This is a genomic window from Streptococcus oralis (assembly GCF_022749195.1).
Taxonomy (GTDB): Bacteria; Bacillota; Bacilli; order Lactobacillales; family Streptococcaceae; genus Streptococcus; species Streptococcus oralis_CI.
The window spans coordinates 964,773-978,440 of record NZ_CP094226.1 but is presented as its reverse complement, the minus strand read 5'-3'; the positions used below and the strand labels follow the sequence as shown (position 1 = coordinate 978,440).

16 protein-coding genes, 1 tRNA gene and 1 riboswitch are annotated in these 13,668 nt (G+C 41.3%); of the genes, 13 read left to right on the top strand and 4 right to left on the bottom strand.

Annotation, left to right across the window (positions count from 1 at the left end; all coding sequences use genetic code 11):
- Positions 1-41 precede the first annotated feature (41 nt).
- Positions 42-1,136: a ferrochelatase gene (gene hemH, locus MP387_RS04800; protein WP_242745426.1), complete on the top strand. Its 1,095-nt coding sequence runs from the start codon at positions 42-44 to the stop codon at positions 1,134-1,136.
- 41 nt (positions 1,137-1,177) lie between these two features.
- Here the strand turns inward: hemH and mscL are convergent, their stop codons facing one another.
- The gene (mscL, locus tag MP387_RS04795; RefSeq protein WP_061852644.1) at positions 1,178-1,558 is read right to left on the bottom strand and encodes a large conductance mechanosensitive channel protein MscL; all 381 of its coding nucleotides are present in this window, start codon (positions 1,556-1,558) and stop codon (positions 1,178-1,180) included.
- Positions 1,559-1,636: 78 nt separating this feature from the next.
- Positions 1,637-2,074: a GtrA family protein gene (locus MP387_RS04790; protein ID WP_242745424.1), complete on the bottom strand. Its 438-nt coding sequence runs from the start codon at positions 2,072-2,074 to the stop codon at positions 1,637-1,639.
- Between the two features lie 28 nt (positions 2,075-2,102).
- Positions 2,103-2,199: riboswitch (PreQ1 riboswitch) on the top strand.
- On the opposite strand from MP387_RS04790, the gene MP387_RS04785 reads away from it, so the two are divergent.
- The 4 genes from MP387_RS04785 (at position 2,197) to dapA (ending at position 5,312) form a co-directional block, all read left to right on the top strand.
- The gene (locus tag MP387_RS04785; protein WP_242745421.1) at positions 2,197-2,709 is read left to right on the top strand and encodes a QueT transporter family protein; all 513 of its coding nucleotides are present in this window, start codon (positions 2,197-2,199) and stop codon (positions 2,707-2,709) included. It overlaps the preceding riboswitch by 3 nt.
- A gap of 104 nt (positions 2,710-2,813) precedes the next feature.
- Positions 2,814-2,886 (top strand) — tRNA-Thr (locus tag MP387_RS04780).
- 357 nt (positions 2,887-3,243) lie between these two features.
- A complete protein-coding gene (locus MP387_RS04775; RefSeq protein WP_000542494.1) occupies positions 3,244-4,320 on the top strand; it encodes an aspartate-semialdehyde dehydrogenase in 1,077 nt (358 codons plus the stop codon).
- 56 nt (positions 4,321-4,376) lie between these two features.
- Positions 4,377-5,312, top strand: coding sequence for a 4-hydroxy-tetrahydrodipicolinate synthase (dapA, locus tag MP387_RS04770; RefSeq protein ID WP_000121601.1), 936 nt, complete (start codon positions 4,377-4,379; stop codon positions 5,310-5,312).
- 46 nt (positions 5,313-5,358) lie between these two features.
- Here dapA and mnmE read toward each other — a convergent pair whose 3' ends face one another.
- Positions 5,359-6,732 (bottom strand): tRNA uridine-5-carboxymethylaminomethyl(34) synthesis GTPase MnmE, encoded by a 1,374-nt coding sequence (gene mnmE / locus MP387_RS04765; RefSeq protein ID WP_242745420.1) that lies wholly within the window; start codon positions 6,730-6,732, stop codon positions 5,359-5,361.
- A 134-nt stretch (positions 6,733-6,866) separates the two neighbouring features.
- Positions 6,867-7,049: a 4-oxalocrotonate tautomerase gene (locus MP387_RS04760; RefSeq protein ID WP_242745413.1), complete on the bottom strand. Its 183-nt coding sequence runs from the start codon at positions 7,047-7,049 to the stop codon at positions 6,867-6,869.
- Between the two features lie 122 nt (positions 7,050-7,171).
- Here MP387_RS04760 and MP387_RS04755 point away from each other — a divergent pair, with 122 nt between their 5' ends.
- Genes MP387_RS04755 through MP387_RS04720 form a run of 8 tightly spaced genes read left to right on the top strand, consistent with a single transcriptional unit; the run spans position 7,172 to position 13,594 of the window.
- Positions 7,172-7,762 (top strand): thymidine kinase, encoded by a 591-nt coding sequence (locus MP387_RS04755; protein ID WP_000068127.1) that lies wholly within the window; start codon positions 7,172-7,174, stop codon positions 7,760-7,762.
- Positions 7,759-8,838 carry a peptide chain release factor 1 gene (gene prfA / locus MP387_RS04750; RefSeq protein ID WP_242745411.1) on the top strand — a complete coding sequence of 360 codons (1,080 nt, stop codon included), beginning with the start codon at positions 7,759-7,761 and terminating at the stop codon, positions 8,836-8,838. Before MP387_RS04755 ends, prfA begins: the two co-directional genes overlap by 4 nt.
- A complete protein-coding gene (gene prmC, locus MP387_RS04745) occupies positions 8,838-9,674 on the top strand; it encodes a peptide chain release factor N(5)-glutamine methyltransferase (RefSeq protein ID WP_242745409.1) in 837 nt (278 codons plus the stop codon). The genes prfA and prmC overlap by 1 nt, the downstream gene beginning before the upstream one ends.
- Positions 9,658-10,260 (top strand): L-threonylcarbamoyladenylate synthase, encoded by a 603-nt coding sequence (locus MP387_RS04740; RefSeq protein WP_242745407.1) that lies wholly within the window; start codon positions 9,658-9,660, stop codon positions 10,258-10,260. The genes prmC and MP387_RS04740 overlap by 17 nt, the downstream gene beginning before the upstream one ends.
- Position 10,261: 1 nt before the next feature.
- Positions 10,262-10,693, top strand: a complete 432-nt coding sequence (locus MP387_RS04735; protein WP_000942957.1) for a GNAT family N-acetyltransferase — start codon at positions 10,262-10,264, stop codon at positions 10,691-10,693.
- A gap of 60 nt (positions 10,694-10,753) precedes the next feature.
- On the top strand, positions 10,754-12,010 hold the full coding sequence (gene glyA, locus MP387_RS04730; RefSeq protein WP_000575498.1) for a serine hydroxymethyltransferase: 1,257 nt from the start codon (positions 10,754-10,756) through the stop codon (positions 12,008-12,010).
- 7 nt (positions 12,011-12,017) lie between these two features.
- On the top strand, positions 12,018-12,992 hold the full coding sequence (locus MP387_RS04725; RefSeq protein WP_242745405.1) for a nucleoid-associated protein: 975 nt from the start codon (positions 12,018-12,020) through the stop codon (positions 12,990-12,992).
- Positions 12,992-13,594, top strand: a complete 603-nt coding sequence (locus tag MP387_RS04720; protein WP_242745404.1) for a lysozyme family protein — start codon at positions 12,992-12,994, stop codon at positions 13,592-13,594. The genes MP387_RS04725 and MP387_RS04720 overlap by 1 nt, the downstream gene beginning before the upstream one ends.
- Positions 13,595-13,668 lie beyond the last annotated feature (74 nt).

Below are 13,668 nucleotides of genomic sequence, written 5' to 3'. Positions count from 1 at the left end.
GATAGAATGGATAGTGAAAATAATATCATAAGGATAATAACATGAAAAAAGCAATATTAATGATGACCTTTGGATCTCCAGAGGAGATTAGTTTTGAAGGAGTAGCAGAATTTTTTACAAACATTCGTCGTGGTGTTAGACCCGAAGACCACGAGATTCAGACCCTCTATGACAACTACGTCCTTATCGGTGGGACACCTTTGCAGCGGATTACAAGGGAAGAAGTTGCTTTAGTAAGAGAACGTATAGGGGAGGAGTACGGTATCTACTTTGCCAATAAGTTTTCTCGCCCCTTTATTCCAGACGTGATCAAGCAGATGGAAGCTGATGGTGTTGAAGAATGTATCTGCTTGATTTTGGAACCTCATTATTCCTTTTACTCGGTGATGGGGTATGAAAAGTTTTTGGAAAGTCAGCAGATCCGATTTTTAGTAATTAAAGACTGGTATCAACAACAGCCTTTGCTGGACTTCTGGACAGATGAGATTGAAAAAATTTTACGAAACCATGTGGGAGAAGAGCCTTTCAAGGTGATCTTTTCAGCTCACAGTGTTCCCATTTTTGCCTTGGACTATGGAGATCCATATATCGATCAGATTTTTGATAATAGCAAGCTAATCGCTGAACAACTCGGCCTGACAACCGATCAGTATACCAATACTTGGCAGAGCGAAAGCGATATTGGAATCCCTTGGATCAAGCCAGATGTCTTAGAATATTTGCGAGAACAAAAGCAACATCCAGAGCATTATATTTTTGTCCCGATTAGCTTTATCAGTGAACATATCGAAGTTCTTTTTGATAACGATGTAGAATGTTATGAGTTGTGTCAAGAATTAGGTGTCACCTACCATCGCCCACCTATGCCCAATACGGATAGCCGTTTAATTGACTCTTTAGTTGCTACTGTACGAGCCAACGAAAACAAAGAATTTAAAGCTTTTCTCCCAGAAGAAGAAACCTTTGATGAGTTAGCGCCTTCGGCAACTACCAAGGACATCATGAAAGAGACAGATGATCTTCAGATGCCAGAATTTGTCAAAAAACTCATTGAGAAAAAAGGCCGTGAAAATGTGAAGATGCCTTACTTGATTAAGAAAATGCTCGAAAAGGCTGGGAAGTTACCAAAAGAGTAAAGAAAAAAGGATTTAACTTAAAGCTAAATCCTTTATCTGTTTTATTTTTTCTCAAGAAGAGCTTTGATTTCTTGAAGAACTTCAAGTTCAGTTGGAGCAGCAGGTGCTTCCTCAACCACTTCCTCTTTCTTACGAAGGTTTTGCGCTTTTTCCATACCTTTAATAACGAAGAAAAGCACAGTACCTACAACGAGAAAGTTGATAATAGCACTCAAGAATTTACCATATGTAACACCATTCCATGCAAGCTCAGCTATGTTTTGTACTTGCGCAGCTTCCAAAGCTGGGTTCAATAGAAGTGGAGTGATGATATCATTAACAAATGAAGTAACGATAGCACCAAAAGCAGAGGCAATGATTACACCGACAGCAAGGTCAACAACATTACCACGAAGCAAGAATTCTTTTAAATCCTTTAACATTTTCATAATGTCCTTTCCTAAATTTCTATCTAATTATATCTTAATTTGTAAAAGAAATCAACATAGATGCTCAGGAAGTCAGTCATAGCTTTTAAATATATAGATTTTGCTGAAAATATAGTTTAAAATGATGATCAAAATTTGTGCTAGAATAGTTTCAACAGTATTAACCCTATCTATATTCTGTTCGACAAACTGGCCAATAATATCCGGAAAGGTTGTAACAAAGATATAAGTTAAAAGAAGGTCCAGTCCAAGAGTAGAGAGACGAGCTAAGAAAAACTTAGCCAGGCGAGTCGGCCAATTTCTTCTCTCTTGTTTAAAGACGATTGTATCATTTGTGAGAAAGGCAAAGAGAATCCCGATAAGGTTTGCGAGTGCAGTTGCGAGGATTTCTTGGTGGGTGATATAATAAATAACCAAACGTGATACAATAGAAACCAGAGTCGTAGCACCACCGAAAAATATGTAGGAGAGAATCTCGTTATCAAAGAAAGCTCTTATTAGTTTTTTCATGATTTTAGTATAGCATAAAGCTGGCTAATGTGCTATACTAGTAAGGTTGACAATCTCAACCCTTGGTGCTTAGCTTCTTTCACCAAGCATATTTTACGCGGGAAACCGTTAAAGGAGAAATCATGAAAAAATTAACTGTTCGTGACATGGCAGACATCGCTATCGTTGCTGCTATTTATGTAGTTTTGACTATTACGCCACCAATCAATGTTCTTAGTTTTGGGGTGTATCAGTTCCGTATTTCAGAAATGTTGAATTTTTTGGCATTTTACAACCCTAAATACATCATCGGTGTGACAATTGGATGTATGATTGCTAATTTATTTAGTAGTTTTGGCCTAATAGATGTCTTTGTCGGTGGAGGTTCTACCCTAGTTTTCCTTAGTCTAGGGGTATGGCTCTTTGCAAAATACAGCAAAGATTACCTCTTTAACGGATTGATTCGAAAAGATCATTTCTTCTTTTCAATCCTCTTCTCTATTTCAATGATTACCATTGCAGCTGAACTCCATATCTTGACAGAAGCTCCCTTCTTCTTCACATGGTTCTCTACTGGAATTGGTGAGTTTGCATCACTTATAGTGGGAGCGATTTTGATTGGTAAACTGGGACAGCGAATCGATCTAACAAAATAAAAAGTTTATAAGCTAGATTCTTGATAAGTCTAGCTTTTTTCATTCCATAAATTAAAAGAGAGCGCTTGACAAGAACATAGAACTATAGTATACTTTTTAGGTAAGCTGATTTAGCTCAGTTGGCAGAGCGCATCCATGGTAAGGATGAGGTCGCCGGTTCAATCCCGGCAATTAGCATGATAGAAACAAAATGACCTTGGGAGACCAAGGTTTTTCTTATCTACCTGTATAAATGAAGTTAAAGCGTTTTGGCTGTTGACAAAAGTGCCCCTATCTAGTAGAATAGTAGATGCGATGAGTCGATAGGTAGTCTTCGGATTGCTATTGAGCATAAGGAGGTCATAACGCAGGAGCGGACCTTGATGAGTTGTGTGAACCTGCTCATCACATGAAGATGCCTCTTAGTCCCTAGTCAATGACTAGGGATTTTTAGTTTTCAGAGAATATAACCCAAAAATGCTTTTCAATTTCTGGAAAAAGTAGTATAATACATCTATTATAGAAATTTTTAGAAAATTCCGAAAGAGGTTATTTATGGGATATACAGTTGCTGTAGTCGGCGCGACAGGTGCTGTCGGAGCTCAGATGATAAAAATGTTGGAAGAATCAACACTTCCGATCGATAAAATTCGTTACCTTGCTTCTGCACGTTCAGCAGGCAAGACTTTGAAATTTAAAGACCAAGATATTACGATTGAAGAAACGACTGAGACCGCTTTTGAGGGTGTTGATATTGCACTCTTCTCAGCAGGTGGTTCGACATCAGCTAAGTATGCACCATACGCAGTTCAAGCTGGAGCGGTAGTAGTAGATAACACATCTTATTTCCGCCAAAATCCAGACGTACCTTTGGTTGTTCCAGAGGTCAATGCTCACGCACTTGATGCCCACAACGGGATTATTGCTTGCCCTAACTGTTCAACAATCCAAATGATGGTGGCGCTTGAGCCTGTTCGTCAAAAATGGGGCTTGGACCGTATCATCGTTTCAACTTACCAAGCGGTCTCAGGTGCTGGTATGGGAGCGATTCTTGAAACACAACGTGAACTTCGTGAAGTCTTGAATGATGGTGTGAATCCACGTGATTTGCATGCGGAAATCTTGCCTTCAGGTGGTGATAAGAAACACTATCCTATCGCCTTTAACGCTCTTCCACAAATCGATGTCTTCACTGACAATGATTACACTTACGAAGAGATGAAGATGACCAAGGAAACGAAGAAAATCATGGAAGATGATAGCATCGCAGTGTCTGCAACATGTGTGCGTATTCCTGTCTTGTCAGCTCACTCTGAGTCTGTTTACATTGAAACAAAAGAAGTGGCCCCAATCGAAGAAGTGAAAGCAGCTATCGCAGCCTTTCCAGGTGCAGTTCTTGAAGATGATGTAGCTCATCAAATCTATCCGCAAGCCATCAATGCAGTTGGTTCACGTGATACCTTTGTTGGTCGTATCCGAAAAGACTTGGATGCTGAAAAAGGAATCCATATGTGGGTTGTTTCAGATAACCTTCTTAAAGGTGCTGCCTGGAACTCAGTTCAGATTGCAGAAACGCTTCACGAACGTGGATTGGTTCGTCCAACAGCTGAGTTGAAATTTGAATTAAAATAGTCATATCGTTTAGGAGTTCAGATGAACTCCTTCTTTGAAATAGAGAGGTGTTTCTCATGTCTTATCAAGATTTAAAAGAGTGTAAAATCATCACAGCCTTTATTACCCCTTTCCATGAGGATGGTTCCATCAACTTTGATGCCATTCCAGCCTTGATTGAGCATTTATTGGCCCATCATACAGATGGAATTCTTCTAGCTGGAACGACTGCTGAGAGTCCGACCTTGACCCACGATGAGGAGTTGGAACTCTTTGCGGCTGTACAAAAGATTGTTAATGGACGTGTTCCTTTGATTGCGGGTGTTGGTACCAATGATACGCGTGACTCGATTGAGTTTGTCAAAGAAGTAGCAGACTTTGGTGGCTTCGCTGCTGGACTTGCTATCGTACCATACTACAACAAACCTTCTCAAGAAGGAATGTATCAGCACTTTAAAGCGATTGCAGATGCTTCTGACCTACCAATTATTATCTATAACATTCCAGGACGCGTAGTAGTGGAATTAACTCCAGAAACCATGCTTCGTTTGGCTGACCATCCAAATATCATTGGTGTCAAAGAATGTACTAGCTTGGCTAATATGGCTTACTTGATTGAGCACAAGCCAGAAGAATTCTTGATTTATACAGGTGAAGATGGAGATGCCTTCCATGCCATGAACCTTGGTGCGGATGGGGTTATTTCTGTTGCCTCCCATACAAATGGAGATGAGATGCACGAGATGCTCACTGCCATTGCAGAAAGCGATATGAAGAAAGCCGCAGCTATTCAGCGCAAGTTCATTCCTAAGGTCAATGCCCTCTTCTCTTATCCAAGCCCTGCTCCAGTTAAGGCTGTTTTGAACTATATGGGATTTGAAGCTGGACCAACTCGATTACCTCTAGTTCCAGCACCAGAGGAAGATGCTAAACGCATTATCAAGGTTGTTGTAGATGGCGACTACGAAGCGACTAAGGCAACCGTAACAGGAGTCCTTAGGCCAGATTACTAATAAAGACAATAAAATCCATGACCGCAAGAAGGATCATGGATTTTGCTTATTTTCCTAAACAGAATTGGCTAAAGAGCTGGGTGATGAGTTCATCTGGAGCAGCATCCCCAGTGATTTCTCCGAGGATTTCCCAAGTACGAGTCAAGTCAACTTGAAGCAAGTCAACTGGCATCCCCAGTTCAAGACCTTCATTAACAGCTTGTAGGCTTTCAACAGCCTTCTCAATCAAGGAAATATGACGGGCATTAGACAGGTAAGTGACATCTTGCTCGACCAAACCAGCATTTTCAAAGAAGAGGTTATTGATACGCTCTTCAATTTTATCAATGTTTTGATTTTTAAGAACTGAAATACGAATGACATCTTCAGGAAGTTCTGAAGTTTCAATCGCTTCTGGCAGGTCTGTTTTATTAAGTAAAATAATGCGGTTAGTATCTTGACTGATTTCTAGGAGTTGGCGGTCTTGGGCGGTTAGTGGTTCGCTGGCATTTAGTACTAGTAGTACCAAGTCAGCTTCCTTGAGGGCTTTCTTGGAGCGTTCAACTCCGATTTGTTCCACGACATCATCTGTTTCCCGAATTCCAGCTGTATCAATCAATTTGAGAGGTACACCATTAATGTTGACGTATTCTTCGATGACATCACGGGTGGTACCAGCGATGTCTGTAACGATGGCCTTGTCCTCACGCAAGAGGTTGTTGAGGAGGCTCGATTTTCCAACGTTGGGACGGCCGATGATAGCTGTTGAAATTCCTTCGCGAAGGATCTTACCGCGACGAGCTGTTCTAAGGAGATTGGTTAGCAATTGTTCAAACTCCATAGTCTTCTCGCGGACAACAGCAGTAGTAGCTTCCTCAACATCATCATACTCAGGATAGTCAATATTGACCTCAACTTGGGCAAGTGTATTGAGGATTTCTCGGCGAGTATTATTAATGAGGTCAGAAAGAGAACCGTCCAATTGTTTGACTGCAATATTCATGGCCTTATCTGTCTTGGCACGAATGATGTCCATCACTGCCTCAGCCTGAGTCAAGTCCACACGTCCATTTAGAAAGGCGCGCTTGGTAAATTCACCAGGTTCTGCCATACGAGCTCCTTCACGTATTACAAGTTGAAGAATTTCATTGGTCACGGCAATCCCACCGTGGGTGTTAATCTCGATAATATCTTCACAAGTGAAGGTCTTTGGAGACTTCATGGCTCCAACCATGACCTCGTCCATGACTTTTTCAGTCAGAGGATCAACAATGTGACCATAGTTAAGAGTGTGGCTAGCAACCTTACTCAAGTCTTTCCCTTTGAAAATCTTTTGCGCAATGGCAAAACTATCTGTTCCGCTCAGGCGGACAATACCAATGGCTCCTTCACCTAGTGGAGTAGAGATAGCAGCGATGGTATCAAATTCACGTGTAATCATACTAATTCCTTTTGTATTTCTTTTCTTAGGATAGGTATCCAAGCATCTCTTCAAATTGTAACAAAATTAGACTATTTCTTCAATGGATGCCACTTGGAGATTGAAAAAGCCTAAGCAATTCTGCTTAAGCTAGTTTATTTGGTGCGCATTTCTCCTTGTGGGAAGTAAGTTCCTTCTGGCATGTCGTTGATGATGACATGAACGGCTGATTGAGGGGCTCCAGTGTTGCGGACAACAGCTTCCGTTACTTCCTTAGCCAGAGCTTTCCTTTGCTCGAGCGTGCGTCCTTCAAATAAATCGATGCGTACAAATGGCATAATAACTTCCTCCACTAGTTTTTGATTTCTTCTATTTTACCACATTTTGCCGTTTAAAGCTTCAGAAAATTATGATATACTAGAATGTAGCAAAAATTTAGAAATGGACGTGAATTAGAAGCATGGCACAGTTGTATTATCGTTATGGGACCATGAACTCTGGTAAGACGATTGAGATTCTCAAGGTGGCCTATAACTACGAGGAGCAAGGAAAGGGAGTTGTGATTATGACTTCGGCTCTGGATACGCGTGACGGAGTTGGCTATGTATCCAGTCGGATTGGTATGAAACGCCCAGCTATTGCGATTGAGGAAACGACGGATATCTTCGGCTATATCCGAGATTTACCTGAAAAACCTTACTGTGTGTTGGTCGATGAGGCCCAGTTTCTCAAGCGTCACCATGTTTACGACTTAGCTCGTGTTGTTGATGAGTTAGATATACCTGTCATGGCTTTTGGTTTGAAAAATGACTTTCGCAATGAATTGTTCGAAGGTTCCAAATACCTCTTGCTTTTAGCAGATAAGATTGACGAAATCAAGACTATCTGTCAGTATTGTAAGAAAAAGGCGACTATGGTGTTGCGTACGCAGGATGGTGTGCCAGTCTATGATGGCGAACAAATTCAGATCGGTGGAAATGAAACCTATATCTCAGTCTGCCGAAAACATTATTTTGCCCCTGAAATCAATAAGGAGAATGAAGAAAAATGAACATCTATGATCAACTACAAGCTGTAGAAGACCGTTATGAAGAATTAGGAGAATTGCTTAGTGACCCTGATGTAGTCTCTGATACCAAGCGTTTTATGGAATTGTCCAAAGAAGAAGCTTCAACCCGTGATACGGTGACGGCTTACCGAGAATACAAACAAGTCCTTCAAAATATCATCGATGCTGAAGAAATGATTAAAGAGTCTGGCGGAGATGCGGACTTGGAAGAAATGGCTAAGCAAGAACTCAAAGACGCCAAGGCTGAAAAAGAAGAATACGAAGAAAAACTCAAAATCTTGCTCCTTCCAAAGGATCCAAACGATGACAAGAACATCATCCTTGAAATCCGTGGAGCAGCTGGTGGAGACGAAGCAGCGCTCTTCGCTGGAGATTTGCTAACTATGTACCAAAAGTATGCGGAAGCCCAAGGCTGGCGCTTTGAAGTCATGGAAGCTTCTATGAATGGTGTTGGTGGTTTCAAAGAAGTGGTTGCCATGGTTTCGGGTCAATCTGTATACTCTAAACTCAAGTATGAGTCTGGAGCCCACCGTGTTCAACGTGTCCCTGTGACAGAAAGTCAAGGGCGTGTTCATACCTCGACAGCGACAGTTCTAGTCATGCCTGAAGTGGAAGAAGTAGAATACGATATCGATCCAAAAGACCTTCGTGTTGACATCTACCACGCATCAGGTGCTGGTGGACAGAACGTCAATAAGGTTGCGACTGCCGTGCGTATCGTTCACTTGCCAACCAATATCAAGGTTGAGATGCAGGAAGAACGTACCCAGCAGAAGAACCGTGAGAAAGCCATGAAAATCATCCGTGCGCGTGTTGCTGACCACTTTGCACAAATTGCCCAGGATGAACAAGACGCTGAGCGTAAGTCAACAGTCGGTACTGGTGACCGTTCAGAACGGATTCGTACTTATAATTTCCCGCAAAACCGTGTTACGGACCACCGTATTGGCTTGACCCTCCAAAAACTAGATATGATTTTATCTGGTAAATTGGATGAAGTTGTGGATGCCTTGGTGCTCTATGACCAAACACAAAAATTAGAAGAATTAAATAAATAATGAAATTAGCCCAATTATTTTCAGATTTTGAAGAAGCGTTGATAAGACAAGGAGAGGAAGCAGAAAGCCTCTCTTTTGTCTATCGTAGCTTAAAAAATCTCTCTTTTACAGACTTTGTCTTTGCCCTCCAGCAAGAGGTAACAGAGGAAGAAAAACGATTTGTAGAAGAAATTTACCAGCAGTTAGCGTCCCATAAACCAGCTCAGTATATCATCGGACAGGCAGAATTCTTTGGAATGCAGTTAAAAGTGGATGAGCGAGTTTTGATTCCTCGGCCAGAGACAGAAGAGTTGGTGGATCTCATCCTCACAGAAAATCCTGAGGAAAGTCTTAAGATTCTAGATATCGGGACTGGAAGTGGTGCCATAGCCCTTGCATTAGCTAAAAACAGACCAGATTGGTCAGTGACAGCAGCAGATATTTCCCAAGCCGCCTTAGAGCTTGCATCAGAGAATGCTAGCAATCAAAATCTTAATATATTTTTTAAAAAATCTGATTGTTTTGCAGAAATTTCTGAAAAATATGATATAATTGTATCCAATCCACCCTATATCTCTCGTGAAGATGAGTCAGAGGTTGGTTTGAATGTTTTGCATTCAGAACCTCATCTAGCTCTCTTTGCAGATGAGGATGGCCTAGCTATTTATCGCAGAATTGCGGAAGATGCAAAAGACTATCTCACAGATGGTGGTAAGATTTACCTTGAAATTGGATACAAGCAAGGTCAAAGTGTTCCTGCGCTTTTTAGGAAACATCTTCCTGAAAAACGGGTACGAACACTCAAGGACCAATTTGGTCAAGATAGGATGGTTGTAGTTGATGATGGACAGGATTAGACAAGAGTTGGAAAAAGGCGGAGCTGTTGTTTTGCCTACAGAGACAGTTTATGGTCTCTTTGCTAAGGCCTTAGACGAAAAAGCTGTCGACCATGTTTACCAACTCAAACGTCGTCCCAGAGATAAGGCACTCAATCTTAATGTCGCTTCTCTAGAGGACATCTTGCACTTTTCAAAGAATCAGCCAACTTATCTACAAAAGCTTGTAGAGGCCTTTTTACCGGGTCCCCTGACCATTATCCTCGAAGCCAATGACCGAGTTCCCTATTGGGTCAACTCTGGTATTGCAACTGTCGGATTTCGGATGCCGAGTCACCCCATTACACTTGATTTGATTCGAGAGACAGGACCCTTGATTGGGCCGTCTGCCAATATTTCAGGTCAGGCAAGTGGCGTGACCTTTGCTCAAATTCTAGAGGATTTTGACCAAGAGGTTCTGGGGCTGGAGGACGATGCTTCTTTAACTGGACAGGATTCGACGATTTTGGATTTGTCTGGAGACAAGGTGAAAATCTTACGCCAGGGGGCGATTAAGCGAGAAGACATTCTTGCTCGGTTGCCAGAGATTTCTTTTGAGGAGGAATGAGATGTTAAGAGATTTGCAAGAAACAGATGTGAATGCTATATGTGAGATTAACCAAGAGGCTTTGGGCTATTCTTTTAGTCCAGAGGACACAGCTAGTCAACTAGCTAGACTGTCTCAGGATTCTCATCATTTCCTACTTGGCTATGAGGATGAGGTCAGCCATGTCCTACTTGGATATGTCCATGCTGAAGTTTATGAATCCCTCTATTCCAAAGCAGGCTTTAATATCTTAGGCTTAGCGGTTTCGCCTCAAGCACAAGGGCAAGGTATCGGTAAAAGTTTACTGCAAGGGTTGGATCAAGAAGCAAAAAGACGGGGTTATGGGTTTATCCGCTTAAACTCTGCTGATCATCGTCTGGGAGCTCATGCATTTTATGAAAAAGTTGGTTATACTTGTGATAAAGTGCAGAAACGGTTTATTCGCATCTTTTAGTTTATTTTCTTATTGGAAAAACAAACTAAAGGACCAGTCACACTATAAAGGAGAAGACCTATGATTTTTGACAAAGACGATTTTAAAGCATACGATGCTGATCTCTGGAATGCTATTGCCAAAGAAGAAGAACGCCAGCAAAACAATATTGAGTTGATTGCTTCGGAAAACGTGGTTTCCAAGGCTGTTATGGCAGCTCAAGGGTCTATCTTGACGAATAAATATGCTGAAGGTTACCCAGGACGCCGTTATTATGGTGGAACTGATGTAGTAGACGTGGTAGAAACTCTAGCTATTGAACGTGCAAAAGAAATTTTCGGTGCTAAATTCGCCAATGTCCAACCTCACTCAGGAAGCCAAGCTAACTGTGCGGCTTACATGGCCTTGATTGAGCCTGGTGATACCGTTATGGGGATGGATTTGGCAGCAGGTGGACACTTGACCCACGGAGCTCCAGTTAGCTTCTCTGGTCAAACCTACAACTTTGTTTCCTATAGTGTGGATCCTGAAACAGAACTCTTGGACTTTGATGCTATCTTGAAACAAGCCCAAGAAGTAAAACCAAAACTAATTGTAGCGGGTGCTTCAGCCTATTCTCAAATTATTGACTTCTCAAAATTCCGTGAAATCGCAGATGCTGTTGGAGCTAAGCTCATGGTCGATATGGCCCATATCGCTGGTTTGGTTGCAGCTGGACTCCATCCAAGCCCAGTGCCATACGCTCATATCACTACAACAACGACCCACAAAACTCTTCGTGGACCGCGTGGTGGTTTGATTTTGACAAATGATGAGGACTTAGCTAAGAAAATCAACTCAGCTATTTTCCCTGGTATTCAGGGTGGTCCTTTGGAGCATGTTGTGGCGGCTAAGGCGGTTTCCTTCAAAGAAGTTTTGGACCCAGCCTTCAAGGAATATGCTGCTAATGTCATCAAAAACAGCAAGGCTATGGTTGAAGTCTTCTTGCAGGATCCTGATTTCCGTATCATTTCTGGTGGAACTGAAAATCACCTCTTCCTAGTGGATGTAACCAAGGTTGTAGAAAACGGAAAAGTTGCTCAAAACTTGCTAGATGAAGTTAATATTACCCTAAATAAAAACTCAATTCCATACGAAACCTTGTCACCATTCAAGACAAGTGGGATTCGTATCGGTTCTGCAGCCATCACTGCACGTGGATTTGGTGAAGAAGAAAGCCGTAAAGTAGCTGAACTCATCATTAAAACCCTTAAGAATGCAGAAAATGAAGCTGTCTTAGAAGAAGTGAGAAGCGAAGTCAAAGCATTGACAGATGCCTTCCCACTATACGAGGACTAATACTTTTATGGACATTTATATTAAGAAAGCCATTATCCATCAGTTTAGCCCGGATGATACAGAGCTGTTTCTAGCGGATAAGTTTCTCAATATCACTCCAAAAATCGAAGAATACCTGCGCAAAAAAATTGAACGCGTGTATTCAGATGAAGCCAAGACTGGGATTTTCGAAGAAGAAAATCCCTTCTTCAATCATATCACGGATGATTTGTTGGAGACATCAGTAACACTGGCTAATCTCTGGAAAGAGGAGTTTAGCATTTCTGAAAATCTCAAGACCAATGACTTGATTTTTGTTCAGTTTTCTAAAGAAGGCGTTGAACATTTCGCTTTTTTGCGAATTGCTCTACGTGAGACCTTGACTCACCTTGGTGGAGAAGTTGATAACCCAATTAAGCTAACTCAGAATAACCTACCTGGATTTGGAACGGGGGCTGATGAGGCTTTGGTGGTCAATCTTCAAAGTCGCAAGTACCATCTCATCGAGAAACGCATCAAGTATAATGGGACTTTTTTGAATTATTTTTCAGAAAATCTCCTTGCTGTCGCTCCTAAGATTTCTCCCAAGAAATCCATCAAGGAACTGGAAAAAACGGCTCAGAGAATTGCAGAGTCCTTTAACACAGATGATTTTCAGTTTCAATCCAAGGTCAAATCAGCGATTTTCAACAATCTGGAAGAAAACAATGAGTTGTCTCCTGAAAAATTAGCCAACGACCTTTTTGATAATAATCTGACAGCTCGCTTGAGCTTTATCGACCAAGTCAAGGAAGCTGTACCAGAACCAGTCCAGTTTGATGAAATTGATGCCAGTCGTCAGCTCAAGAAATTTGAAAACCAAAAACTTTCCTTGTCAAATGGAATTGAGCTCATCGTTCCCAATAACGTCTATCAAGATGCGGAGTCTGTTGAGTTTATCCAAAATGACAATGGAACCTATTCTATCTTAATCAAAAATATCGAGGATATTCAAAGTAAATAATGTTTAAATTTATAAGAAGAGTGCTTGTGCTAGCAGTCTTCCTTTTCGTAGGATATAAAGCTTATCATATCCATCAGGATGTTAAACAGGTCATGACCTACCAACCCATGGTTCGAGAAATCTTGAGCGAAAGAGATACTCCAGCCAATGAAGAGTTGGTGCTCGCCATGATTTATACCGAAACGAAGGGTAAAGAGCGGGATGTCATGCAGTCTAGTGAGTCTGCTAGTGGCGCTACCAATACCATCAAAGACGATGCCTCTAGTATTCGCCAAGGGATACAGACACTAACAGATAACCTCTATTTGGCACAGAGCAAAGGAGTAGATGTCTGGACCGCTGTTCAAGCCTATAATTTTGGACCTGCCTATATAGACTTTATCGCTCAGAATGGTAAGGAAAATACTCTGGCACTAGCTAAGCGTTACTCCCGAGAAACGGTCGCTCCTATCCTTGGAAATACCACTGGGAAGACCTATACCTACATCAACCCAATTTCTATCTTTCATGGTGCAGAACTTTATGAAAATGGTGGAAATTATTACTACTCAAGACAGGTTCGCTTTAATCTCTATATCATGAAATTCTTTAATTTCTTTTAAACATCTGGTTTGATCAGGTGTTTTTTCACTATAAGTTTTCTTTAAGATTGTTTTATTAACCTAGAAAGGTAAAG

Bases quoted from the DNA above. Each gene is read 5' to 3' on its own strand.
- MP387_RS04720 (WP_242745404.1), top strand. From the start codon at position 12,992: ATGTTTAAATTTATAAGAAGAGTGCTTGTGCTAGCAGTCTTCCTTTTC.
- MP387_RS04760 (WP_242745413.1), bottom strand. From the start codon at position 7,049: ATGCCATTTGTACGCATCGATTTATTTGAAGGACGCACGCTCGAGCAA.
- dapA (WP_000121601.1), top strand. From the start codon at position 4,377: ATGTCTTATCAAGATTTAAAAGAGTGTAAAATCATCACAGCCTTTATT.
- MP387_RS04790 (WP_242745424.1), bottom strand. From the start codon at position 2,074: ATGAAAAAACTAATAAGAGCTTTCTTTGATAACGAGATTCTCTCCTAC.
- glyA (WP_000575498.1), top strand. From the start codon at position 10,754: ATGATTTTTGACAAAGACGATTTTAAAGCATACGATGCTGATCTCTGG.
- prmC (WP_242745409.1), top strand. From the start codon at position 8,838: ATGAAATTAGCCCAATTATTTTCAGATTTTGAAGAAGCGTTGATAAGA.
- prfA (WP_242745411.1), top strand. From the start codon at position 7,759: ATGAACATCTATGATCAACTACAAGCTGTAGAAGACCGTTATGAAGAA.
- mnmE (WP_242745420.1), bottom strand. From the start codon at position 6,732: ATGATTACACGTGAATTTGATACCATCGCTGCTATCTCTACTCCACTA.
- MP387_RS04775 (WP_000542494.1), top strand. From the start codon at position 3,244: ATGGGATATACAGTTGCTGTAGTCGGCGCGACAGGTGCTGTCGGAGCT.
- MP387_RS04725 (WP_242745405.1), top strand. From the start codon at position 12,018: ATGGACATTTATATTAAGAAAGCCATTATCCATCAGTTTAGCCCGGAT.
- mscL (WP_061852644.1), bottom strand. From the start codon at position 1,558: ATGTTAAAGGATTTAAAAGAATTCTTGCTTCGTGGTAATGTTGTTGAC.
- MP387_RS04785 (WP_242745421.1), top strand. From the start codon at position 2,197: ATGAAAAAATTAACTGTTCGTGACATGGCAGACATCGCTATCGTTGCT.
- MP387_RS04755 (WP_000068127.1), top strand. From the start codon at position 7,172: ATGGCACAGTTGTATTATCGTTATGGGACCATGAACTCTGGTAAGACG.
- MP387_RS04740 (WP_242745407.1), top strand. From the start codon at position 9,658: ATGATGGACAGGATTAGACAAGAGTTGGAAAAAGGCGGAGCTGTTGTT.
- MP387_RS04735 (WP_000942957.1), top strand. From the start codon at position 10,262: ATGTTAAGAGATTTGCAAGAAACAGATGTGAATGCTATATGTGAGATT.
- hemH (WP_242745426.1), top strand. From the start codon at position 42: ATGAAAAAAGCAATATTAATGATGACCTTTGGATCTCCAGAGGAGATT.